This is a genomic window from Rhizobium sp. BK289, assembly GCF_014193575.1.
Classification (GTDB): Bacteria; Pseudomonadota; Alphaproteobacteria; order Rhizobiales; family Rhizobiaceae; genus Rhizobium; species Rhizobium tropici_C.
On the sequence record NZ_JACHZO010000004.1, the window covers coordinates 152,182 to 175,409 of the forward strand.

General features: G+C 59.9%; 18 protein-coding genes. 6 read left to right on the plus strand and 12 right to left on the minus strand.

The features are described from left to right. Positions 1-248: 248 nt before the first annotated feature. The gene (locus tag FHT84_RS09215) at positions 249-914 is read right to left on the minus strand and encodes a CPBP family intramembrane glutamic endopeptidase (RefSeq protein ID WP_113248840.1); all 666 of its coding nucleotides are present in this window, start codon (positions 912-914) and stop codon (positions 249-251) included. A 713-nt stretch (positions 915-1,627) separates the two neighbouring features. Between FHT84_RS09215 and FHT84_RS09220 the strand changes: the two genes are divergently transcribed. From FHT84_RS09220 to FHT84_RS09230, 3 genes are read left to right on the plus strand one after another with little or no spacing between them, the layout of a single operon-like run. Beyond that, positions 1,628-3,283 (plus strand): peptidase domain-containing ABC transporter, encoded by a 1,656-nt coding sequence (locus tag FHT84_RS09220; RefSeq protein ID WP_210278833.1) that lies wholly within the window; start codon positions 1,628-1,630, stop codon positions 3,281-3,283. Continuing rightward, a complete protein-coding gene (locus FHT84_RS09225; protein WP_183761864.1) occupies positions 3,280-4,605 on the plus strand; it encodes an HlyD family type I secretion periplasmic adaptor subunit in 1,326 nt (441 codons plus the stop codon). Before FHT84_RS09220 ends, FHT84_RS09225 begins: the two co-directional genes overlap by 4 nt. Before the next feature lie 5 nt (positions 4,606-4,610). After that, positions 4,611-5,048, plus strand: coding sequence for a toxin-activating lysine-acyltransferase (locus FHT84_RS09230; protein WP_113248843.1), 438 nt, complete (start codon positions 4,611-4,613; stop codon positions 5,046-5,048). 379 nt (positions 5,049-5,427) lie between these two features. Here the strand turns inward: FHT84_RS09230 and FHT84_RS09235 are convergent, their stop codons facing one another. Then, on the minus strand, positions 5,428-5,916 hold the full coding sequence (locus FHT84_RS09235) for an NUDIX hydrolase (protein WP_112345782.1): 489 nt from the start codon (positions 5,914-5,916) through the stop codon (positions 5,428-5,430). Continuing rightward, the gene (locus tag FHT84_RS09240; RefSeq protein ID WP_183761867.1) at positions 5,909-7,594 is read right to left on the minus strand and encodes a Na/Pi cotransporter family protein; all 1,686 of its coding nucleotides are present in this window, start codon (positions 7,592-7,594) and stop codon (positions 5,909-5,911) included. The genes FHT84_RS09235 and FHT84_RS09240 overlap by 8 nt, the downstream gene beginning before the upstream one ends. Positions 7,595-8,002: 408 nt before the next feature. Between FHT84_RS09240 and FHT84_RS09245 the strand changes: the two genes are divergently transcribed. Continuing rightward, positions 8,003-8,809: an MBL fold metallo-hydrolase gene (locus FHT84_RS09245; protein ID WP_183761870.1), complete on the plus strand. Its 807-nt coding sequence runs from the start codon at positions 8,003-8,005 to the stop codon at positions 8,807-8,809. A 117-nt stretch (positions 8,810-8,926) separates the two neighbouring features. Here the strand turns inward: FHT84_RS09245 and FHT84_RS09250 are convergent, their stop codons facing one another. The 6 genes from FHT84_RS09250 to FHT84_RS09275 form a co-directional block, all read right to left on the minus strand. Next, positions 8,927-9,670, minus strand: coding sequence for a glycerophosphodiester phosphodiesterase family protein (locus FHT84_RS09250; RefSeq protein WP_183761873.1), 744 nt, complete (start codon positions 9,668-9,670; stop codon positions 8,927-8,929). A gap of 12 nt (positions 9,671-9,682) precedes the next feature. Continuing rightward, positions 9,683-10,561: an ABC transporter permease gene (locus FHT84_RS09255; RefSeq protein ID WP_113248846.1), complete on the minus strand. Its 879-nt coding sequence runs from the start codon at positions 10,559-10,561 to the stop codon at positions 9,683-9,685. A gap of 10 nt (positions 10,562-10,571) precedes the next feature. Next, positions 10,572-11,501 (minus strand): ABC transporter permease, encoded by a 930-nt coding sequence (locus tag FHT84_RS09260; RefSeq protein ID WP_113248847.1) that lies wholly within the window; start codon positions 11,499-11,501, stop codon positions 10,572-10,574. A gap of 8 nt (positions 11,502-11,509) precedes the next feature. Then, entirely contained in the window at positions 11,510-12,493 is a 984-nt protein-coding gene (locus tag FHT84_RS09265) for an ABC transporter ATP-binding protein (protein WP_113248848.1), read from the minus strand. Further along, a complete protein-coding gene (locus tag FHT84_RS09270; RefSeq protein WP_113248849.1) occupies positions 12,490-13,503 on the minus strand; it encodes an ABC transporter ATP-binding protein in 1,014 nt (337 codons plus the stop codon). Before FHT84_RS09270 ends, FHT84_RS09265 begins: the two co-directional genes overlap by 4 nt. Positions 13,504-13,584: 81 nt before the next feature. Next, positions 13,585-15,219 (minus strand): ABC transporter substrate-binding protein, encoded by a 1,635-nt coding sequence (locus tag FHT84_RS09275; protein ID WP_113248850.1) that lies wholly within the window; start codon positions 15,217-15,219, stop codon positions 13,585-13,587. A gap of 434 nt (positions 15,220-15,653) precedes the next feature. Between FHT84_RS09275 and FHT84_RS09280 the strand changes: the two genes are divergently transcribed. Beyond that, entirely contained in the window at positions 15,654-16,589 is a 936-nt protein-coding gene (locus FHT84_RS09280; protein ID WP_113248851.1) for a sugar-binding transcriptional regulator, read from the plus strand. 35 nt (positions 16,590-16,624) lie between these two features. Here FHT84_RS09280 and FHT84_RS09285 read toward each other — a convergent pair whose 3' ends face one another. The 3 genes from FHT84_RS09285 to FHT84_RS09295 are packed head-to-tail and all read right to left on the minus strand — an operon-like array spanning position 16,625 to position 18,938. Then, entirely contained in the window at positions 16,625-18,016 is a 1,392-nt protein-coding gene (locus FHT84_RS09285; protein WP_183761876.1) for a HAMP domain-containing sensor histidine kinase, read from the minus strand. After that, on the minus strand, positions 18,013-18,684 hold the full coding sequence (locus FHT84_RS09290) for a response regulator transcription factor (protein WP_112345773.1): 672 nt from the start codon (positions 18,682-18,684) through the stop codon (positions 18,013-18,015). Before FHT84_RS09290 ends, FHT84_RS09285 begins: the two co-directional genes overlap by 4 nt. 2 nt (positions 18,685-18,686) lie before the next feature. Then, positions 18,687-18,938, minus strand: a complete 252-nt coding sequence (locus tag FHT84_RS09295) for a hypothetical protein (protein WP_245430540.1) — start codon at positions 18,936-18,938, stop codon at positions 18,687-18,689. Between the two features lie 239 nt (positions 18,939-19,177). Here FHT84_RS09295 and FHT84_RS09300 point away from each other — a divergent pair, with 239 nt between their 5' ends. Then, positions 19,178-23,221 (plus strand): Pls/PosA family non-ribosomal peptide synthetase, encoded by a 4,044-nt coding sequence (locus FHT84_RS09300; protein WP_183761879.1) that lies wholly within the window; start codon positions 19,178-19,180, stop codon positions 23,219-23,221. The last annotated feature ends 7 nt before the right edge of the window (positions 23,222-23,228 follow it).

Sequence of the window (23,228 nt, forward strand, 5' to 3'; positions counted from 1 at the left end):
TGATTGGCTTGCCCGAAGTGTCGATCACCTCGATCGAATGAGCGATCAACCGCCGTCGTCCACTGGTGAGCAGCTCGAGATCGCCGCGCTGATTGATGAGATCGCCGACGAAATGACCAAGAGAGGCGTTGGAGCGGCCATAACGGATCGTTACGCCGCACTATCCGACGGCATCCGAGATGAGGAGGATGAGTATAAATTCAATCTGTTCGGTGTCATGACCGCAGTAGCGCCATGGAGATGGTCGCTCATATTCCGGAGATCACGATAAAGTTCATAGCCATATGAAAAGCGCACGAAAGAAGTATTCCACCGCTAAAATATCGTATAATCCCAAGAAAAAATCCAATTAGTGAATAGTCTAAGAATGCCGACAAACTATTAGGAACGTGCGGTATTATGTATAAAACTGTCGTGCAGAAAACGATCAATTTATCGTTGTAGTGATGATTCCGGAGCTTCAGCCATAGATAACCACGAAAAAATAGCTCCTCGCAGATCGGTGCGATGATGCAGGTCGTAAGTATGAAAAGAACGCTTGTAGCCGAAAAGCTGTAGCTTGCCTGGTCCAGACCCTGCCAAGCGGACTTTAAGAGCAGCAAAACAAGGCCCGTCACAAACGCATAGAGCCGCGAGCGATGTTCGCGATCCGGTTGAGCAATCTCTCGAATACGCAGTAGGATCGACCCCAAAAGCACTATGTCAATTGTCAAGATCGGTACGACAATGGCTATTTCTGTTCGTGCCGTCCCGGTAACGTCCGATGCGGACAGGACGACGCCGGCAATATTGGTAATCAGAAAAGCCACGAATACTGCGCTTATGATAATTCCGATGTCACCCGCGCAGACGAGAAAAATCATACGACAGATAGTTGTCACCGCTACGAGAAACCGCTTCCAGAACTGTGCCATGAACTAAAAGCCGCCTAGCCACCTGAATTTCAATGAATGGTTGGGGTCATCGCTGCCTAAACAATGGACTAATGAGGAAGTCCCATATCAAGAATGAGATAATTGGAGAGAGAAAGGCGAAGTAAATGAAATGATCTCCGATTCCCCGTAGGCCGAAGGGGAACAGAAAAATCAACAGGGGATTTATGATGGCAAGGGGTATGAGAATGTTAAGATATTTCAACCGTTACCTCCCCAGTATCGGACATAGACCCCGACGAGAACCAGAATCTATGTCCTTTGCCGCCGGTTCCGAGAACTATCTATGGCTTCCGGAGCTGCTAATGCCTCTACCACCGTCGGATGCGGGGCCTCCACCGTAGTCACCCATCGCGGTATAGCCACCATAGTCGGGTGAGGCTCCGCTGTTAATATTATTCTCTACGGAGTTGCCGATCGCATAGCCAGCGAGCCCGCCGCCTGCAGCGCCGATCCGCCCGCCCATGGGGCCAGCCGCAGATCCAGCCGTTCCCCCGACCACGCCGCCGACAGCAGCACCTATCCGGCCGCCCCATCCGCTGTTTGAACTACTATCAGATGAACCACCCATAAAACTTCTCCTATCTTGCGCTTTGGGTTGAAATTTCATTATGTGATGCATCACAGATAGTATTATCTGTGCCAGATGTGGCTATAATCAACCCTAAAAGTCGCGCCCAATAGGAAAACAACCATTGGATGAAACTCCAGCATCATTTTCCTGGTTCACGAAAACAACCGGGAAATACACTGGCCACATAGTTGAACTTTCAATCATTTCTATTGTCCTGCGCCTTCTCGGGCTTGTTCAACCTTTTGTTTTTCAGGCGCTTATCGACAGAATTCTCCCATTTCAGCGGGAAGATAGTCTTTATATTGTTGTTGCACTGCTCGTTGTCGTCGCTTTGTTTCAGAGTGCATTCAAGTCGGTGTCGACGTATCTCGGCGGTGATCTGGTCAATCAACTGACACGCGAGTTCAGCAGGCGTATTTACGAGCACGTTCTCCATTTGCCGCTCCGCACCCTGCAAAAATGGCAAGTGGGCGAGTTGTTCGCACGCATGGGTGAAATCGAAACTATTCGACGGTTTCTGACTGGAACCATCTCGGGTGTGATCATCGATATCGTGTTCTCATTTGTGTATCTCGGCGCTTTTTTTTCGATCAGCCCATCTCTTACCCTGATCATCGTCGTCATCCTGCCCATGCAGATGGCCGCAATCGCGATAGTCGGTCCGTTCCTGCGTCGTCGCTTGAAGCAGTCGTTCCTCGCAAACTCAGCTCATCAATCCCGTATGATCGAGACCTTCAGGAATGCTGAGACTGTGAAGGCCCAGGCCGCCGAAGAGCGCTATGCCAGGCGTCTCGATGGAACGATGTCCGCTTCCCTCGATCTGGGGTTCAAGATCACCAGGTTGCACATTGTGAACGGAATCATCAGCGATGCGTTCAGCAATGCTTTTGATATCTTGATCGTCTTTTTTGGCGCGATGCTCGTTCTGGATAACTCCATCACCCTTGGACAACTTGTAGCGTTTCATTTGCTGGCCGGACATGTGTCGGCACCCATCCTTGGACTGGCGTCGCTGTGGGAGCACTGGCAGGGCATCAAGATCGCTCGTCTTCGTCTCGGGGATGTCCTAAACGCCCCCTCGGAAGTCAAAACGGGTAAGCAAAACCTCATTTTAAAAGGAGCAGCAACTTTGCGCCTGGAGGCCGTTTCGTTCGGATACACTTCGGAGCGTCTAGTTCTCGACAATCTGAACCTGACGATTTCACCTGGAAAACCGACCATTATTGTGGGGCGCTCAGGCTTTGGAAAATCTACCCTAGCGAAGGTTCTGAGCGGATTGTATCCGCCAGACTCTGGTACCGTCTTCATCGACGATCAGGTGATGGATAGCTTCACCCCCGAAAGTATCAGGACCAACATAGCCTACCTGCCACAGGAAGCGGCATTATTTGCTGGAACGATCAGAGAAAATCTCCTTCTCGCCAAGGAAGATGCCACCGATGATGAGATGCAAACGGCGTTACGGGATAGTGCTTGTGCAGAAATGATCGAGCAATTTCCGGATGGAATGGAGACGAATGTTGGCGAGCACGGATCTTCACTCTCAGGCGGCCAGCGACAGCGATTGGCGCTGGCCCGCCTTCTCCTGCGTAACCCCAACATCCTGATTGTCGACGAACCCACCAGTGCCTTGGATGAGCGGTCCGCGTCCATTATCACGCGAACGCTGAATGACCTCGCCAAGTCTCGCACCGTCGCCATCGTAAGTCACCGGCCAGAACTGTTTGGTGCCGAAGCGGATGTCGTCGATCTCGAAAAACTCCAGGTGCGACCATGACCGGGGTGTCGCCATCTATGGCACGAGCTTCGCCGACGGTCCGAATAACGACTTGGCTTCTTCTTATCCTCTTCGCAGTCATCCTTGGCGGGAGCATCGTTGCCAAGACAGAAGTCGTGGCGCGTGGCTCTGGAAAATTGGTTCCGATATCGCGTGTTCAGGTGGTGCAGCCGCTCGCCGACGGCAAGATCATCGAGTTGAACGTCAATGAGGGGCAGACAGTTGCTGAAGGCGAGGTCCTGGTCAAACTCGATCCCACCGCAGCCCAAAGTGATATTCAACGGATCCAGGCCAATATCGAGCAACAATCGCTCGATGCGGATGTGGCTGATGCCATTGTTACGCCACTTGCCTCACAAGATCCTGCAAATCCCGGCTTCGTCGAGGCTGGCGTCCAGAAATTCCGTCAGGACTGGCCTGCTAGCTCCGAGAAGGAGCCAGAAGGCGAGGCGCTTGTCCGTGCAACACTCGTTGCCTTGCGCGATCAAATTTTGCAGACCGATGCTCAACTGAAACAATTGGAGTTGCAGCAGGAGGCGCAGAATGCCCGCATAGAAAAGGCCAAGACTGATCGTGACATCGTTTCTCAGAAGCTTACCTCGGCGGATACTCTACTGCAGCAGGGGGTCATGAGCCGCAACGAACACCTCGATAGGCTTCGAGAGTTGAGATCAATCGATGGCGATGCGCGGGTAGCCGAAAGCGAACTTTCTGCCCTGGTGGCATCGACGGAAACGACGAGACGTCAGCGGGCATCTGCGATCTCCGACAATCTCGCCACGCAGCGTCGCCGTCTCAGGGAATCGGAGATCGCCCGAGACAGTTCCAATGCTGCATTACGCGCTGCGCAGGAAAGGCTGAACAATCTCACACTTCGTTCACCGGTCGCCGGACGGGTCGAAAATATGACGGTTCACACGGTGGGCGGCTACGTGGAGGCAGGAGCGACCTTGATGGGTGTTGTGCCGACTGACGGTGGCATGGAAGTGGAGGCCTTCTTCGATAACAGAGACGTGGGTTTTTTGCAGAGCGGACAGAAGGCATACGCAAAGTTCGACGCCTTTCCATCTGAGCGCTTCGGCGTCGTTCCTGGCCACGTGACCAGCATCGGGGCGGATGCACGGGAAAACGGCGCATCCAAGTGGGTATATGCCGTGCGCCTCCGGCTCGATAAGTCTGGATTGTTGGTGGACGGCAAGGACATTGGCTTTTCACCAGGGATGACGGTGACCGTCGATGTCGTCACGTCAACACGCAGGCTCATTTCCTACTTTTTCGAACCTATTACGAAGGCGCTACAAAATGGGTTGAAGGAGCGATGACACCAATGGATACGACTTCATCGGTCAGAAAATTGGGTGCGATGGATGCGCTCGGGTGTATGGCGTTCTTGGCACTTCAATCTCCGCTTCACCGACGCTGGTTGGTCGCCGACATGGAAACGAACTTCGTTCCCGCACTCAAGGCGGGCCAATGCAAGATTTACTTTTTTGGGCCGGACAATCCCAAGGCCTTCGTGACATGGGCACTCGTCGACGAAGAAAGGCATCTAAAGCTGATGAGCGATGGCCTTACGCCTCATGAATCAAAATGGGCGTCAGGAGACAACCTTTGGTTCATCGATGTTGTCGCGCCTTATGGCGACGCGGCAATGGTCATTCGGGATATGCGACAAAATCACTTTTCCGGACAGAACGGATATTCGATCAAACGCAACCCCGATGGCTCAATTAATCGAATTAAGAAGTGGCGTAACATTCGTTGAAATTGAGCCTCGTCTCTCGCATGCTTTGCTTTAATCGCCAGCCGGGGAGGTTGCGATGAACCGAAGGAGGGATTCCCCATGACAACATCTGACGCGGAATTCCTTCACCCAAGGTCAACTTGCCGTAATCTAAAGCCTGCCGTGAAACACATTGGAGATCAGCTTATCGGCAGGTTTGCTCCGGCTCCACAGAGAGTGTTGTCAGGGGTAGCCATGTAAGTTCCATAAGATAGATTATCTGATTTTTGTGTGTGTGTGTGCAAGGGTACATTCTATTTCCAAGTGCGACTTGCGAATGACGCCAATGGGTTATCACTCGCAAGGAACACGCAATGAGGCGCACCTACTCGCAGATTGGATTGGACGATCGTCGCTTCGCTCACTTGTCCGGCGCGAGGGCCGCCTCCACCCTGCGCAGCAGGCTCTTCAGTTCTGGCTCGCGGACCTGAGCGGCCGCTTCATTGGGCGAAAACCATTGCAGCTGGCGTTGGCCACGCTCTGGAAAGCGATCGGCCAATTCGGCGACTTCGAGAAGGTGGACTTGAACGATAGAGGGCACGGTCTCGCCGGTGCCGAGGACTTTGAGATAGGTATAGTAGCCGAAGCGCTTCTTCCTCGCCTTTCCTCTGACACCCGCCTCTTCCCACGCCTCGCGTTCGGCGACCTGATGCGGAAGTTTCTTGTCCATCGGCCAACCCCTGGGGATGACCCACCGGCCGCTTTCGCGCGATGTGATCAGCAGGATTTCGACATTCTCCCGTCCCTGCGACCGCCGGTAGCAGATCGCGCCATATTGTTCGATGGACCGGCCGGCGAAGAGTTTATCCGCCTCGCCGGCCAGACGGCCGAGATAGGTCTTTTTACTCATTGGCGGTCACGGCCGCCTGCGGCATCGGGCTCGGCGTCCGGCTCTGCAAGAGTTCACCGCGCTCTTCCAGAACGGGATAGGCGGCAGCGGCGACAAGATGGGAATTGATCTGCTTGAGATCGCGCAGCAGATCAAGGTGAAGCGAACTGGTCTCGGCGGTCTCGATACCCCCTTGCCGCAGGCGCTGGAAATGGGCTTCCGTTCCCTCGCGCTCCGCCTTGCGGAAGATAACCTTCTCCTCCGCCAGCATGCGGGCGGCGCTCTCGTTCTGTGTCATGAACAGGGCTGCCGTTGTCCGCAGGTTCGATTGCAATCGGTCGAACAGTCTTGCCAGTTCGAGTTGGCCCTCCTTCGAGAAGCTCAACCCCCGGCGCAGACGTTTGGCCAGATGCGGCAGTAGGTTCTGGTCGAGAACATCGCCGGCATGCTCCATGTTCATCGAAAACAGCAGGATTTCGTTCAAACGCCGCCTGTCGGCTTCGCCGAGTTCGTCGGGATCGATCGAAGTCAAATAGGTCTTAACCGCGGTGTTGAGGCTGTCGAGGATGTTGTCCAGCGACCGCAGCCGTGCCAATGCCCGCCGGTCGGTGTCCGACAGCGCCAATTTCGCGCCAGCGAGCATTTCCGACAAGACGTCGACCAGCCTCAGCGCCTCTCGCGCCGCAGCCCCGAGAGCAACGACAGGCGTCTCCTTGGCGGCGGGATCGAGATATCTGGGGCGCGTCGGATCGGCTTCGTTGATCTTCTGCGGCAGTAGTTTCGTCAAAAGATCGGCATAGGGCCGCAGCAGCGGCATGAAGACCACCGCCAGAACGACATTGAAGGCACTGTGAAAATTGGCGACCGCACGGCCGCTGTCGCTGTCGACCATCGCCGACAGCCGCGTGGCGGGCTCCAAGAGGCCGATCACCGCGATCACCCCGACAATGCGTGTCAGCATGTTGCCGATCGGCAGCCGCTTGACGGATAGATCGGCGCCCGACTGCCCTTCGATCAGCGGGTTGATCGCGGTTCCCAGATTGGCGCCGAGAACGAGAGCAAAGGCCTGATCGAGATCGACAAGACCCTTGCTTGCCAGGGACATGATGAGCAGCACCACGGCAACGCTGGAATGGGCGGCCCATGTGAGGATCGCCGCAAGAAGCATGCTGAGCACCGGTGTTGCGGCAATCGCATCCAGCACATAAGCAAGCGCCTTAGACCCTTCATATTGCGTCATCAGTTCAAGCAACTGATGCAGCGCCAGAAGCATGAAACCGAGCCCGATCATGACGCGCCCGAGATCATGAATGCGCGAATTCGCGACCCGCCGAAACATCAGGACGCCGATAAGGATGAGCGCTGGCGAAGCAGCCGCGACATCGAAGGACAGCACCTGCACGATCAGCGTGGTTCCCACATTGGCGCCCAGCATGACGGCAAGCGCCGGCACGAGGTCCACCAGCCCGCCGGCTGCAAAGCCCGATGCCATCAGGCCGGTTGCCGTGCTGCTCTGCAGGATTGCGGTGACGCCGATCCCGGCGAAAAACGCCTTCATGCGATTGCTCAAGGCGCGGCCGAGAAAAGAGCGAAGATCCGGGCCGAAGGCGCGTTGAATGCCTGTCTGGACCATGCGCGTGCCCCAGAGCAACAGGGCAATGTGGCCGGCCAAAGCAATAAGGCCGAAAATAAGCGCCATAGCGGTTCTCCGTGTGTCAGCAATGCCCGGACGAATGCCGAACATCAGTATCTCAATTAACCAAACTTTTATTAGCCGACTATGTTTCTTTGCCTTTATGCCTTTTGCAAGACCAGATTGTCATAAAAATGAACTGGAGGACAATTTTACTGTTTAAAATCATGATGATGAAATGACGTAAATCCCGTCATCATCTAGGATAAATATTCATTTCGTCTGGAAAGGGCCGTCTGAAAACGACGATTTTCGGTCCGCAACGCTATTATCCGATGGCATTCCCGCTTTTTCGATTTGATCCGTCCGACGTCTAGCCAATATAGCATAAAAATCAGCATAGACCTTTTGGCGCGCAGGGTCCCCTGCCCGCAAGCCTGGAAGATGGGAAGACAAGCAGCCGAGGGCTTCAAGATGACGTGTTTTATCTGCATCACATGCGGCACGCAGTTCCGCGAAAGCGGCGCACCACCTCCAACCTGCCCAATATGCGAGGACGATCGTCAATTCGTGCCCCAATCAGGGCAGGAATGGACAGACATGGGAGCACTTCACCAAACCCATAGCGTGACCTGGAATAAAGAAGCGGAAGGCGTTCACAGCCTGCAGATCTCGCCTTCTTTCGGCATAGGCCAGCGCACATTTCTGATCGAAGGTCCGGCCGGCAATATCCTCTGGGATTGCCTCAGTCTCGTCGACGAGGCCAGCAAAACCCGGATTGCCGCCATGGGCGGCTTGAGCGCGATTGCGATCTCCCATCCGCATTTCTATTCGTCGATGATCGAGTGGAGTGCGGCCTTCGATAACGCACCGGTCCATATCCACGCCGATGATGCCAAATGGGTGCAAAGATCCAGTTCCGCTCTGCGCCCGCGGACCAGTGAAACGCTGCAGATCGGCCAGGCGACCATGATTCGCTGCGGCGGTCATTTCGATGGCAGTTCCGTGCTCCATTGTCCCTGGCTCGAGGGTGGCCGAGGCGCCCTTTTCGTCGGCGACACCATGCAGGTCACCATGGACCGTAAATTCGTCAGCTTCATGCGCAGCTATCCGAACCTCATCCCCCTCGCCGCCAAGGCGGTCACGGCAATTTCGCAGGCCGTGCAGCCATACCGGTTCGAGGCGATCTATGGCGCATTCCCCGGCCGCACGGTCGAGAGCGACGGCAACCGCGTGGTGGAACGCTCGGCTGAGAGATATGTCAAAGCGATCGCAGGCTAGAGTGCCCCTACTCCCGATCCGCGTGCGGGATCGATCCGGTACGGATATGCACGTCATCCGGGATTATCGCCGTCAGCGAAAATCTGCCGGACCGTCCACGCCAGCCGGCGCGGAAGATCATGCCATGATCGTCGAGCGCAGCTTCAATGCGAGATCGGGGCTATCCGAAGTCAGGCTGCCGATCCCCCGCCCCAGCCAATGGCGGAGGTTTGCCTCGTCGTTGATCGTCCAGACGCAGAGCCGTTCCAAAGGCAGCCGATTGCGGATCAGATCCCATTTGGCTTCCATAAGCTCGTGGTGGATGGCGATGATCTTCACCAGCTCATCCACCCGGTCGATGAAGGCGGCAAGCCCGCCCTGCCTTTCAGCCCAGGCGGCGTTGACGGAAACGAGACGCGAGATTTTCGGAGCATGATGGCGGCAATCCTCCAGGACCGAAAGGTCGAAGGAGGTCAGATAGGAGCGCTCCTCGATGCCGAAGCGGGCTAGCTCGCTTGCGACCCGCGCCGCAATATCCGGGTAAGGGGTTCCATTCCCGTCGACCTTGATTTCGACATACAGGTCGATGGCTTCGTTCGGTGCAAGCACCTGCAGCACTTCGGCAAGGGTTGGAATGGCCTCATCCGTGCCCTTCAGCCGCGTCGCCTTGCGGCCCTCGATCGACAAATCCTGTACGGGACCGGCGCTCTCGGTAGTGCGTTCAAGGGTCGGATCGTGAATGACGACGAGCTCGCCGGCCAGCGTCAGATGGACATCGAATTCAACGGCGTTCACACCTAGCTGGGCAGCATTGCGAAAGCCGGTGAGCGAATTTTCGGGCCAGAGGTTGCGGGCGCCGCGATGGCCGGTAATCAGGGTCATGGAGCATGTTTCCTATCGGATCGTGGGATCGAGCTTGTCGCGCAGCCAATCGCCGACGAGCGAAATGGAGAGCGTTGTCAGCATGATGACGATGGCGGGCGCCAGCATGATCCAGGGAGCGCGCGTCAGATACTCCCGGCCGAAGCCGACCATGTTGCCAAGGCTGGTTTCCGGCGGCTGTACGCCGAGGCCGAGAAAGGACAGACCGCTTTCCATCAGGATGATTTCAGGGAAAGTCAGCGTCATGGAAACGATCAGCGTCGAGGCGACATTGGGCAGGATATGGCGCAGGTAAACCCGTGCCGGTGTCGCGCCGAGCTGCACCACCGCGGCGGCATAGCCCTGAGCGCCAGCGGCGATGGCAAGCCCTCGCGCGATGCGCGCATAGCGCTCCCAGCCGTAAAAACCCATGAGACATACGAGCAGCAGCATCGAGGAACCGAAGAAGGCGAGCACCGCCAGCGACATGATGAGGAAAGGCAGCGCCGCCTGGAAATCCGCGAGCATCAGGACCAGATGCTCCACGAAACCACGGAACTGCGCCGCCAGGAAGCCGAGCAGTGTGCCGAAGATCGAAGATAGCAGCGTCGCGCCAAAGGCGATCACAAGCGAGACCCGGATCGACTGAATGAGGCGCGAAAGCACATCGCGGCCGAGTTCGTCGGTGCCGAGCAGATGCTTGGCCCCGCCCGGCGCAGACAGCCGGCTGGTCAGATCCATGGCGGTGATGTTGAAGGGGCGGATATGATCGGCAAAAATTGCGGTCGCGACCATGGCCGCAAGCCATAGCAGGCAAAGAGCGACCGAAAACGGCACGTTGCGACGCAGGAAGGAAACGAGGCCGCCCTGCTTTCGGGAGACCGGCGTTTCGATAAGATCAGCAGTAGCCATCATATTCTCCTCAGTGTCGCGCCGCATGCGAGCGAAGGCGCGGGTCGAGCCAGCCATAGAGCAGGTCGACGACGAGATTCGACACGACCATGGCGGCGGCGATGATGAGCAGGATGCATTGAACGACGGCAAGGTCGCGGTTGCTGACCGAAACCACCAGCAGGCGTCCGATGCCCGGCCAGGAAAAGATCGATTCCACCACGACCGCGCCGGCAAGCAGCGAGCCGACCATGAAGCCGACGATGGTGACGATCGGCACCGCCGCATTCGGCAGGGCATGCTTCCAGACCACATCGCGCCATGTCAGCCCCTTGGCGGAAGCCGTGCGGATATAGGGCTGCCCCATGACCTCGATCATGGCGCTGCGCGAGAAACGCGCGAGGATGCCGATCCCGCCGATGCTCATGGTCAGCGTCGGCAGGATACCGTGCATCCAGGTGTCCTGTCCGCCTGAGGGCAGCCAGCCGAGAATGACGGAGAAGATCAGCACGAGCACCAGCCCCATGACGAAAGAGGGAATGGTAAAGCCGAGCACGGCGGCAAGGATGACGCCGCGGTCCGTAAAGCTCTGGCGATGCAAGGCGGCATAGACACCCGCCGGGATGCCGAGGACGAGCTTGAGAACGAGGGCTGGGATCGTCAGCTGCAGGGTTGCGGGCACGCGTTCCAGCACCAGATGCAGCGCCGAAGCCTTGTCGCGCATCGAGACGCCGAAATCGCCGGTGAAGATCGATTTGATATAGGCGATATATTGAACCCATAGTGGCTGGTCGAGACCCCAGGACTTGCGGAAGGCATCGACCGCTTCCTGCGGCACATCAGGCCCGAGCATCACCAGGGCCGGATCGCCCGACATGCGCAGCACGACGAAAGCGAAGGTGATGACGGCCAGGATCGTCAGTGCGGCACGGAAGAGGCGGACGAGAACAAAGCGAATCATGATGGCCCCTATGCCGCGACCGGCGTGGTTTCACCCGTCACGACGTGACAGGCGGCAGTGCGTCCATCGCCAATCTCGCGCAGTTCCGGTGCGGTGGAGCGGCATATGTCGCGCGCCAACGGGCAGCGGGGATGGAAGGCGCAGCCGGATGGGCGGCTTGCGGGGTTTGGCGGCTCGCCTTGCAGGATGACGCGATCGCGTAGCGGCTTGCCGGGCACGGGAATGCTCGAAACCAGCGCCCTGGTGTAAGGGTGCTGCGGCGAATGGAAGATGACGTCGGAAGAGGCCTCCTCCATGATGCGGCCGAGATACATCACGGCGACGCGGTCTGCGACGTTGCGCACCACCTTCAGATCGTGACTGATGAAGACCATGGCGATGCCGTTCTGCTCCTGCAGGTCCCGCATCATGTTGATGACCTGTGCCTGGATCGACACGTCGAGGGCCGAAACGGGTTCGTCGCACACCAGAAGCCTCGGTCGCGAGGCGAGCGCCCGGGCAATCACCGCGCGCTGCCGCTGACCGCCGGAAAGCTCATGGGGATAGCGCTCCGCCTGGTCGCCACGCAGCCCCACGGCGGCCATGAGCTCCGCCACGCGCATGGCATGATGTTCCTTCGGAATGAGCTTATGGATCTCGAGCGGTTCAGCGATCTGGGCGGCGATCGTCAGGCGGCGGTCGAGGGCTGCAAGCGGATCCTGGAAGACGAGCTGCATTTTCGCCCGCAGTCTGCGCCACTCCGCGCTGCCGCGTTCGGGCATCGGCCGACCTTCGAAATGAATTGCGCCTTCCTGAGCGTCATCGATCCCAAGGAGCATGCGCCCGAGCGTCGACTTGCCGGAACCGGATTCGCCGACGATGCCGAGCGTCTCGCCGGGCGCGACCGCCAGCGACACGCCATCGACGGCGCGCACCGAGCTTGGACGGCCGAAGAGGCCGCTGCGCATGCCATAGATGCGCACAAGGTTGCGAGCTTCGATGAGCGGGGTCATTGCAACAGGCCCTCCGGAATATCGGACCGGATCTCGGAAGCCCCTGCTGCTGGCACGGGCCGCAGACAGGCAAGCTTGCGTCCGTCTTCGAGCGTAACAAGCTGCGGCCGCTCGTTGCGGCAGTCCTCGACGGCACGCATACAGCGCGGCGAGAAGGAACAGCCCTTCGGCAGATGTTTCGGATTCGGCACGGTGCCGCGAATGGGGATCAGCCGTTCGCGGCCACCATCGATGCGGGGAATGGCGTCGAACAGGCCACGCGTATAGGGATGCCGCGGTTCGGAGAAAAGCTGCTCGACACTGCCCTCCTCTACAATGCGCCCCGCATACATGACGCAGATGCGCTCGCACACCTGGCTGACGGCACCCAGATCATGGCTGATGAAGACGGTCGCCATGCCGGTCTCGGCGCGAAGCTCGATCAGCAGATCGAGGATCTGCGCCTGGATTGTAGCGTCGAGCGCCGTCGTCGGCTCGTCGGCAATCAGAAGATCGGGTTGGCCGGCAAGTGCCATGGCGATCATCAGGCGCTGGCACTGGCCGCCGGAAAATTCATGCGGATAGGAATCGAAGCGGCGACGCGCGTCGGGAATGCCGACCATATCCATCAGCCGTATCGCCTCCGCTCTTGCGGCCTCGCCGCGCAGGCCGCGGTGGGCAGCGAGCGCCTCGGCAATCTGCCGGCCGATGCGCAGCACCGGATTGAGGGAACTCGACGGATCCTGGAAGATCATGGCAATGCGCTTGCCACGCACGCTTTCGAGCACGGCACGCTGCCCGCCGATCAGCTCGCGGCCTTCGAGCTTGACGGAGCCGGCAACACCCGCCTTGGCGGGCAACAGGCCAAGTGCCGCCAGCCAGGTCACCGACTTGCCGCAGCCGGATTCGCCGACAAGGCCGAGCGCCTCACCCCTGCCGACATCGAGATCGATGCCGTGGAGAACCTGCACCCCGTCGAAGGCGACCGTCAGATCGCGCAGTTCCACAAGGCTGGAGCCGGTCGTGCCCATGTTTCATCCCCGCATTTCGTTCGAAGCAAAAGACGGCCCGCGGCGGGCTTGCCACCGCCGCGGGCCGAAGCGATGAGCTGGTCAGATCAACCAGTTGGTGGAGCGGAAGTCCATGGCGAAAGCCGGAGCCGCCTTCCACTTCAGCGATGACTTCATGCCGGTGAAGACGGCATTCTGATGCAGGACCTGGTAGGCCGGGTCTTCGCGTTCGCAGATCTCGAGCATGCGGGCGACGGCCTTCTTGCGCAGCGCACGGTCGGTCGAGGTTTCCATGACGACGGAGAGCTTGTTCATCTCCTCGTTGCTCCAATCCTTCTTCTGCTGGACTTCGCCGTTCGGGCCGAACTGCACGACCAGGGGCGTGATCGGGTCGTTGATGCTGTTGCCGGCCGACCAGTCGCGAACGCCCTTGACGCCGGCCGGATCGTGGATCTGGGCCCAGTTTTCCTTCATTTGGATCTCGACGTTGATGCCGACCTGCTTCCACATCTCCACCATGATCTGGCCGTTGGCCGTCTGGTTGGTGTAGTAATTGTTCAGCAGGCGGAACGGTATCGCATCGCCTTTGTAGTTCGCCTGCTTCAGAAGATCCTGGGCAAGCTTCGGATCATATTCCGGAACCTTCCAGCCTTCGATGAACATGTCGCTGGAACGGAAAGAATCGAACTGCAGGCCGGCCGGGACGACGGTCTTTCCGCCCCAAAGCGCGTCGACGATCGCCTGACGATCGATGGCATGCGTCATGGCGCGACGCACCAGCGGGTTGGCAAGGACGGGATTCTGCACGTTGAAGACCGAAATGCGATGGTTCCAGATCATCGAGTTTTGAACTTCATAGCCCGGAGCAGCCTGGACCGTGGCAATCTGGTCCGGCGGCAAGTCGCAGGCGAAGTCGTATTCGCCCGAAAGCAGGCCATTGACGCGCGAGGCGACTTCCGGAACCTCGACGAAACGGATCTGCTCGAGCGGCGGGCGGCCGCCCCAGTATTGGTCGAAGGCGATCAGCGTCAGCGAAACGTCGGGCTTGAATTCGCCGACCATGTAGGGACCGGTGGTAATGGGCTTGCGAGCCCAATCGGCATAGGCGGCGGCCTCATCCCAGCTGCGGCGGTTGGCAATCTGACTGCCGAAGGAATACAGACGGCCTTCCATCGTCACGTCGGGCGTCGCGTTGTGGAAACGAACCGTATATTTATCGACGATCTCGACCCCGGCGAGCGCCGGCCACAGACGGCGGCCGATGCCGGGAATGGTGGCCGGCAATTCCTTGACGGTTGCGGGCTTGTGATCGTCTTCGAAGATCGTTTTGCCGCCTGCGGGCTCGGTATTGCCGAACAAGCGCTCGCGCGAGAAGGAGAAGGCGACGTCTTCGGCGGTGAGTTCATCCCCATTGTGGAACTTCACGCCCTGGCGCAGCTTGAGTTCGAGCGTCCTGTCGTCGAGGCGCTTCCACTCGGTGGCAAGGCCCGGAACCGGCCCCTGGTTGCCCATCCAGTCGCGCAGGATCAGGCCTTCCCAAAGGTTCGGGAAGAAGACGCGCTCGCCGACGTTGGACTGCTCGTTCCATATGTCGAGCGTGTTGTTATTGGTGATCTTCTGGACCGCGATGGTGATGGACGGACGCTTGGCCTGGCTGAAAGCGAAGCGCGGCAGCATGAGCGTGCCGGCGGTTGCGCCGAGCAGGCCGAGCGCGCCGCGTCGATTGATCGAAAGCATCGGAAACTCCTCTTGTGATGACCCACGAGCCCCCCGGAGCCGCGCGGCCTTGCCTATTAAGATCGCTTGCATGTCGCCAGGTTGACGGCTTCATGAAGTTTCGGTTAACGCGCCCACCGCAGATGCGGCGAGGAGCGGTTTCGTCGCGCGAAATATCCGCGCGCCGAGATCATCTGGCGGCCGCATTCCTGGATGCAAAGGCGCCGGGCGCTCCGCTGAAAACGTGCAGGAAGCGACGGTGGACCTCTTCGCTCATGGAGACGCCGGCCTCTTGAAGCGCCCGAGCGAGCGTGCCGCCGGATATTGGCCCGCTGTCGATTGATGCCGTGTCGCAATCGGAAATCAGAAACTCTATCGTCATGCCGATGGCATTACGTTACATATGTTACACCTATGTGATGTTTGTAACTTTTGGGCATGTGGGCAGGCGAAATATGGAAGTGCACGAGATGAAGATCCGGGCGGCATGGCTCTACCACGTGGAAGGCCTGACCCAGGCACAGATCGCGGAGCGGATGACCCTTACCCGCCGGCGGGTGAACGAGTTGCTCGCAGCCGCCGTGGAGGAAGGGATCGTCAGGGTGAGCTTCGCCTCCCCGCTCACCGCCAGCATCGAGCTCGAATCGCGCTTATGCGAGCGCTTCGGCCTCGAAGGCGCTGTCGTGGTTCCGACGCCGGCCGATTCGCGCCTGCTCCATCAGGCAATCGGCCGCGGTGCCGCGGCCTATCTGGGTCGGCTGATCCAGGCACGCCGGCCGCGCTCGATCGGCGTTGGCTGGGGCGCGACGCTGCGCGAAACGGTGAGCCATATGACACCCGCGAGCGAAACGCAGATCGAGGTGCGCTCGATGATGGGCGGGCTGGCGCGCGGCTCTGAAATCAACACGTTTGAAATCGTCCGAGGCTTCGCCCAGGTGCTGAAGGCGGAATGCCACTATTTTCTCGCTCCGATCTACGCGGAAAGTCCGCAATCGCGAGAAGCGATCATCTCCCAATCTGTCTTCGAAGGAATTTTCCGCAAGACCTGCGAAGTGGATATTTCCTTCCTGAGTGTCGGCGACATGACCCGGCAATCGCTCCAGGTGCGCTATGGGCTGCCGGCCGGCACGGATGTCGAAACCCTTGCCATGGCCGGCGCAGTCGGAGATCTGCTCGGCCATTATCTCGACGCGGACGGCGCTCCTGTCGACCATCCGCTGAACGGAAAGGTGATCGCCCCTCCTCTCGCCGATTATCGCGGCATACCCTGTCGCATCATCGCTTCCGGCGGCCTGCACAAGCAGGCGATCCTGCGCGCGGCGATCCGGGCCGGACTGGCGACGTCGCTTGTCACGGACGAGGAGAGCGCAAAGCTGTTATTGTCCGCCTGATGATATCGGGCAGCAAAAGCGTTCCTCGAACGACTTCAGACTTCCGGTGCCATTTGCTTGTCCTTGACCAGTCGCGCCGGCAAAGTGACGGTCACAGACAATCCACCGAGATCGGAGCGGGCGAGCGTCAGCTTGCCGTCATAGGCCTCGGCCAGATCCTTGGCGATCGCAAGACCGAAGCCGGTTCCGGCGATGCTTTCGTCCAGTCGCCGGCCACGGCGGATGAAGGCGATCTCCGCATCCTCGGGCAGGCCGGGACCGTCATCCTCGATGAGCAACCTCACGCCTTCGAGTTCGGGCTGCAGCGACAGACGAACCTCGACCCTTCCCGCTGCCCACTTCCTGGCATTGTCGATCAGGTTGCCGGTAATATCGGCGAAATCCGCTTCGTCCACCGCCAGCCACATCTCGGCGGGTGCCGTGAGCTCGAACTCGATCTCCCGATCCGCCGACAGGCGCCGCATGACGGAGATGATCTTCTGCAGGTCTGCGCTGGCATCCATGACGCCGACCGTATGGGCGGCTGCCAGGCTCGCGCGGGTCTGCGCCAGCGTCCGCTTGATCTGCGCTTCCATACGGCTGACCTCCGCCTGGATTGCCGCGGCACGCTCCGACATGCCCTCCTCCGAAAGCATCCGCGCCGTAGCCTCGAGAGCCGCCAGCGGAGTCTTGAGGCCATGCGCGAGATCGCCGGCGCGAGCGCGCGCCTGGGTCAGCTGCGTCTCGCGGGACGCCAGCAGACCGTTGAGATCGTCCACCAGGGGCTGGACCTCGCGCGGAAACTGGCCCGTGATCTTTCGTGCGGATCGCTCCTGGACCGCCATCAACGCCGTGCGGAGATCGTTCAGCGGCCGCAATCCATAGCGCAGAAATACCACGACCGCCCCGATCAGGGCGACCGATAGCACGCCAAGGGAGGGTGCCATGGCATAGAAGAAGCGCCAGCGCGCCGGCGCAAGCTCACTGTTGTCGAGCGCCATGACGATGTCGACGATCTGGTCACCGGTGGCCGAGGGGATCGAGATGGATCGTTCGACGGCGAGAAGATGGCTGCCGTTCGGCCCTTTCATATCCGTTGCCCGGCCGGCATCGCGGGGACGGGCACGCAGCCAGGGCAGGTTCTGCTCCCAGAGCGATTGCGAGCGTAGTTCGACGGTGCCGTTGCGCCCGACCTGCCAGTAAAAACCGCCATTCGGAATGCCGAAACGGGGATCCGTCGGCGTATCGTCGAGGAAGAGCTGATTGGAGGCATTGATATCGACCGCCGCCAGCAGAACGCGCAGTTCCTCGTCTATCTCGGAAAGTGCAAGCGCCCTCACCGCCAGTCCGGAAATGGCGTTGATGCCGACCCCGGCCAGAAAGGTTGCAACGATGATCGCCACCACGGAACCCAGCAGCAACCGCCCCCGCAGCGAGAACGGTGTCATGACGGCGGCGCCTCGCGCGGGATGATATAACCCTGGCCCCGACGAGTCTCGATGACCGTCCCATCGAATTTGCGCCGCAGGCGCGCGACGACGACTTCGAGCGCGTTCGACAGCAGTTCCGTTTCCTCGTCATAGATACTGTCGGCGATCTGCGACCGCGACAGGACGGTACCGGCATTGTGCATCAAATAGGCCAGAAGCCGATATTCAAGGGCCGTGACCTGCACCGGCTGCCCGCGAAACGAAACCGTGCGCTGGCGCGTGTCGAGTTCCAGCACGCCATTGGAAAGTATGGGAGAGGATTGTCCGGCGGCGCGGCGCATCAGTGCGCGCACGCGGGCGAGAAGCTCCTCCATTCGGAAGGGCTTGGTCAAATAGTCGTCGGCACCTGCATCCATGCCGTCGACCTTGTCGCGCCAGCCGTCACGGGCCGTCAATATGATGACAGGCATGCCGCGGCGCTCGGCACGCCAGCGTCGCAATACCGTCAGGCCGTCGAGCTTCGGCAGCCCAAGATCCAGGATAACGAGATCGAAATGCTCGATATCACCGCGATACCATGCCTCTTCGCCGTTGCTCACGGTCGAGACGACATAGTGCTGGTCTTCCAGGCAGCGGCGCATATCCGCCACGATGCTGGGCTCGTCCTCGGCTATGAGAATGCGCATCGTCAGCGTCTCTCGATCACGGCGAGCGTTGCACCGTCGAGCACGATATCGCCGCGCTTGCCGTCGGGTTTCAGCACGCGCACGGCATAGGCCTGATGGCCGGCGCGGCGAACCCGCTTGATTCGCAGCACCCGTCCCGGCATTTCGCGTGCAACGACGGCATAGATGTCGCGCAGTGGCCGCAGCGTACCGGCATCCTCCACCAGCACGCTGCTATGCGGACGGGCCGATGCCTCCATGCCTATGGAACTCAACGAAGCTGCCACCAGGAGAACGGACAGTCGGCGGGGCCTGCCGGCTCTTCGCTCGAATATGCGCAACGAATCAATCCTTCTTCACATGCTCGCAGGTCGCATCCTGCACCGGTAAACCATAACTTTCTCAACATTACAGTTCCCTGACAACCCCCGTAAGAGAGCTGCAAATTGGAGGGTGTATAAGCGTTGACAAATGGCACGCTGATCGTGCTGAGTTTCGTTCCGCAGAAGTTACCATGACTATCCAGATTTCGTCGATTACTTCAAATGCCAGCCTCTCGGTTTCCTCAGGCGGCATCCGACCCGAGTTCGTCCGCAACGAGACGCTCGTAGACATCTTCAAGGCAACGGTCGCGGCCAGCCCGGACAAGACGGCACTGACCCTCATTGAAACCGACGAGGCGATGACCTATGCCGAACTCGACCGGCTCTCCGATGAAGCCGCGCGCGCGCTGAGCCGCCGCGGCATCGGTCCCGGCGATTTTGTCGGCCTGTGGTTCCAGCGCTCCCTCGAGCTCCACGTCGCGCTTCTGGCAATCCTCAAGGCGGGTGCTGCCTACATCCCCTTCGATGCCGCCGCCCCTGCGGATCGTCTCGCTGTCAGCCTTACCGACTGCGGCGCGAAATGGCTGCTGACGCATGAAGAGAAGGCCGCGCTTGCGCCCTCCTTCGATGGCCAGACGCTTCTCCTCAAGAGCCTGCTTTCCGAAGACAATGCGGACATCGTTCCGCGCGTTTCCACTCACGACGATCCCGCCTATGCGATCTATACCTCCGGCTCCACCGGCAAGCCGAAAGGGATCGTCATCACGCACCGGAACATCTGCCATTATCTGCGGGCAGGTAACGATGTGCTTGGGCTTGTCGAATCGGATGTCGTCCTTCAGCAGGCTTCGGTCGCCTTCGATCTTTCTCTGGAAGAAATATTCATCCCCTATCTGGTCGGCGCGACCCTGAAGGTCGCGACATCGGAAGTCATGGCCGAGCTCGACAGGCTGGCCGACATCCTGGATGCGGAAAAGATCACGGTCATCGACACCGTGCCGACCCTGCTCACCATGCTGGAGCGCGACGTCGAAAGCCTGCGCGTCATCATCGTCGGCGGCGAAGCCTGCCCGCCTGCGATCGTGAGCCGATTCTCCAAACCCGGCCGACGCCTGATCAACACCTACGGCCCCACCGAGACGACCGTCGTGGCGACCTTTGCCGAACTCGACCCGTCGTGGCCGATCACGATCGGCTGTCCGATCGCCAATACGACCGCCTATGTCGTCGACGAAAACCTGCAGCTTGTTCCGCGTGGCGATGCCGGCGAGCTGCTGATCGGCGGGCCGGGTGTCGCCGCCGGATACAGAAACCTGCCGCAGCTGACCGCCGCCAAATTCATAGCCAATCCCTTCGTGGCCCACGACGATCCGGTGCTTTACCGCAGCGGCGACGCCGTTTTGATGGATGAGGATGGTCAGCTCCATTTCCTCGGACGCATCGACGACCAGGTCAAGATTCGCGGTTATCGTATCGAGCTCGGCGAGATCGAGACCGTCGTCGGCGAGCTTCCGGACGTGAAGGCGGCCTCCGTCGTCGTGCACCGGCCGCCGGATGGCGAGGAAATGCTGGTCGCCCATGTCGTAACGGCTGGCAACAGCTTCGATCGGGAGAAGGCGCGCGCCGTACTGGCGGCCAAGCTGCCGCCCTACATGGTGCCCGCTGCCTGGCACAGCCACGTGTCGCTGCCACGGCTGCCCTCCGGCAAGATCGACCGCAAGACGCTTGCCGCTATCCCGCTGGTGAGCGATCAGGCGACACAAGCGCAGGAGCCTCCACGCACATGGACCGAGGCGCAGCTGCTGAAGGCGGCGACCGAGGCGCTTCGTCTGCGCTCCATTAATTTCGAGGCGGATTTCTTCACCGAGCTCGGCGGCCATTCCATGCTGGCCGCCCGCTTCGTGTCCGAGGTCCGCAAGATCCCGCTGCTGGCGGGGATCGCATTGCGCGACGTCTACGCCGGCCGCTCCCTGCGGGGCATCGCGACGATCCTCGAGCAACGGACCGAGCGTGCCCCCGGGGAGGAACCTAAGAATTTCGAGCCGGCTCCCTGGCGTCGGCGCTTCTTCTGCGGCCTGGCGCAGGCCGCGGTGCTGCCCTTCATCGTCGCGCTCGCGACGCTGCAATGGATCGGCCTGCTGCTCGCTTCGATCCTGCTGATCGACGACGGCGCGTCCCTCTGGAATGAGATTCTCATCCTCGGCGGCGTCTACCTCGCCCTCAATCTCGGCGAAAAGCTTGTCGTGGTTGCGCTTAAATGGCTCGTCATCGGCCGCACGCGCCCCGGCGTCTATCCGCTGTGGGGCAGCTATTATTTCCGCATCTGGCTGATGCAGCGCATCGTTCAGCTCACGGCTCCGAAATTCCTCAAGGGCTCGCCGCTCATCCGCCTCTACATGCGGGCATTGGGTGCCAAGGTCGGCCAGGATGCGATGATCGATGAGTTCGAAGAAGGCGCAATCGATCTCGTGCGCGTCGGCGCAAGGTCCAGCCTCGGCGTCAAGATCAAGCTCGCCAATGTCGAAGTCATCGGCAATGAAATCCATGTCGGCACGATCGATATCGGCGAAGGCGTGCAGATCGGCAATGGCTGCGTCATCGGTCACAATGTCAAGATCGGCGATGGCGCCGTCATCGGCGATCTGACGGCGATTGCCGCGGGCACGCATGTCGAAGCCCATACGCGCTGGGACGGTTCGCCTGCTCGCCAGACCGGTCATGCGGAACATGAGGAGATGCCGGCGCATCCGGAGTTGGGAATCGTCGGGCGCGTATTCCAGTTCGTCGCTTACTTCGTCGCCTATAATGTCAGCCTCGTCGTCGGCCTCCTGCCGATCTTCCCGGCCTTCTATCTGTTCTCCGCCGTGCAGCAGATGTTCTCTCCGGGCACTGATGAGCCTCTGTCCTGGGGAATGATCGCCGCGCTCTCCTGGCCGGCCGCCCTGCTGCTGATCATCGTGTCGATGGCTGTCGTCGTCGCGTTCCGATGGGTGCTGCTGCCCCGCGTCGTGCCGGGCCGCTACTCCATCTTCGGCAACCTCTATTTCCGCAAATGGATCGTCGGCTTGACCACCGAGGCCATGCTGGAAACCTTGAATTCGCTCTATGCCACGGTCTTCATGCGCAACTGGTACCGCCTGATGGGCGCCAAGATCGGCAAGGGCACGGAGATCTCCGCCAACTTCGCCGGTCGCTACGACCTCATCGAAATGGGCCGCGACAACTTCATCGGCGACGAAACCATCTTCGGCGACGAGGAAATCCAGAACGGCTGGATGGTGCTCAAGCGCCTGAAGACCGGCGACCGCTGCTTCTTCGGCAATTCCTCCGTCATCTCGCAGGGTGCCGTGATCGAGAGCGATTCACTCGTCGGTATCAAGACTCGCCTGCCCGACTCGCTGCATGTCAAGACGGGTGAAACCTGGTGCGGCAGCCCCGCCTTCCAGTTCCCGACGCGCGAGCGGCTGCAGGCTGCCGCCACGAGCACCTATGCGCCGCCTTTGCGCATGCGGCTCGTGCGCATCGCGTTCGAGGCCATGCACACGTCCCTGCCGACCGCCATCCTGATCGTCATGGCACTTGCGATGTCCGATCTGATGGCAAGCGCGATCGACGATGGCGCCTGGGGCAGGCTGTTCTGGACGCTGATGGCTTCCGGCCTGGCAACTTCGGGTATCCTGTATCTGGTTGCGGTCGCCTTCAAATGGACGCTCATCGGCACCTACAAGCCCATGAACCGGCCGATGTGGTCCTGGTGGGCGATGCGCACAGAGGCCGTCGCGGTCTTTTACGGCGGGCTCGCCAGCAAGATGCTGCTCGACTACCTGCGCGGCACGCCCTTCCTGCCCTGGCTGCTGCGCCCCTTCGGCGCGAAGATCGGCCGCGGCGCATGGCTCAACAGCACCGACATTTGCGAATTCGATTGCACTCATATCGGTGACCATGCCGTGCTCAACATGGGATCCTGCCCGCAGACGCATCTTTATGAAGACCGCATCATGAAAGTCGGCCGCATCACGATCGGCAACGGCGTCTCCGTCGGCTCGGGCAGCACGGTCCTCTACGAGGCCAATGTCGGAGATTTCGCCGAGATCGGCCTGTTGACCCTCGTCATGAAGGGCGAGGCCATCCCGGCAGGCACTTCATGGGTCGGCACGCCCGCCCAGGCCGTGCAAGCAGAGCAGGAGCCTGCGCCTGCGGTTCAAAAAGAGATCCTGCCCTCCGCCGCCGCGTGAGCGGCGC

Bases quoted from the DNA above. Each gene is read 5' to 3' on its own strand.
- FHT84_RS09235 (WP_112345782.1), bottom strand. From the start codon at position 5,916: ATGAGTAAAAAGACCTATCTCGGCCGTCTGGCCGGCGAGGCGGATAAA.
- FHT84_RS09245 (WP_183761870.1), top strand. From the start codon at position 8,003: ATGACGTGTTTTATCTGCATCACATGCGGCACGCAGTTCCGCGAAAGC.
- FHT84_RS09230 (WP_113248843.1), top strand. From the start codon at position 4,611: ATGGATACGACTTCATCGGTCAGAAAATTGGGTGCGATGGATGCGCTC.
- FHT84_RS09280 (WP_113248851.1), top strand. From the start codon at position 15,654: ATGGAAGTGCACGAGATGAAGATCCGGGCGGCATGGCTCTACCACGTG.
- FHT84_RS09265 (WP_113248848.1), bottom strand. From the start codon at position 12,493: ATGACCCCGCTCATCGAAGCTCGCAACCTTGTGCGCATCTATGGCATG.
- FHT84_RS09255 (WP_113248846.1), bottom strand. From the start codon at position 10,561: ATGGCTACTGCTGATCTTATCGAAACGCCGGTCTCCCGAAAGCAGGGC.
- FHT84_RS09250 (WP_183761873.1), bottom strand. From the start codon at position 9,670: ATGACCCTGATTACCGGCCATCGCGGCGCCCGCAACCTCTGGCCCGAA.
- FHT84_RS09225 (WP_183761864.1), top strand. From the start codon at position 3,280: ATGACCGGGGTGTCGCCATCTATGGCACGAGCTTCGCCGACGGTCCGA.
- FHT84_RS09290 (WP_112345773.1), bottom strand. From the start codon at position 18,684: ATGCGCATTCTCATAGCCGAGGACGAGCCCAGCATCGTGGCGGATATG.
- FHT84_RS09300 (WP_183761879.1), top strand. From the start codon at position 19,178: ATGACTATCCAGATTTCGTCGATTACTTCAAATGCCAGCCTCTCGGTT.
- FHT84_RS09270 (WP_113248849.1), bottom strand. From the start codon at position 13,503: ATGGGCACGACCGGCTCCAGCCTTGTGGAACTGCGCGATCTGACGGTC.
- FHT84_RS09215 (WP_113248840.1), bottom strand. From the start codon at position 914: ATGGCACAGTTCTGGAAGCGGTTTCTCGTAGCGGTGACAACTATCTGT.
- FHT84_RS09275 (WP_113248850.1), bottom strand. From the start codon at position 15,219: ATGCTTTCGATCAATCGACGCGGCGCGCTCGGCCTGCTCGGCGCAACC.
- FHT84_RS09240 (WP_183761867.1), bottom strand. From the start codon at position 7,594: ATGGCGCTTATTTTCGGCCTTATTGCTTTGGCCGGCCACATTGCCCTG.
- FHT84_RS09285 (WP_183761876.1), bottom strand. From the start codon at position 18,016: ATGACACCGTTCTCGCTGCGGGGGCGGTTGCTGCTGGGTTCCGTGGTG.
- FHT84_RS09260 (WP_113248847.1), bottom strand. From the start codon at position 11,501: ATGATTCGCTTTGTTCTCGTCCGCCTCTTCCGTGCCGCACTGACGATC.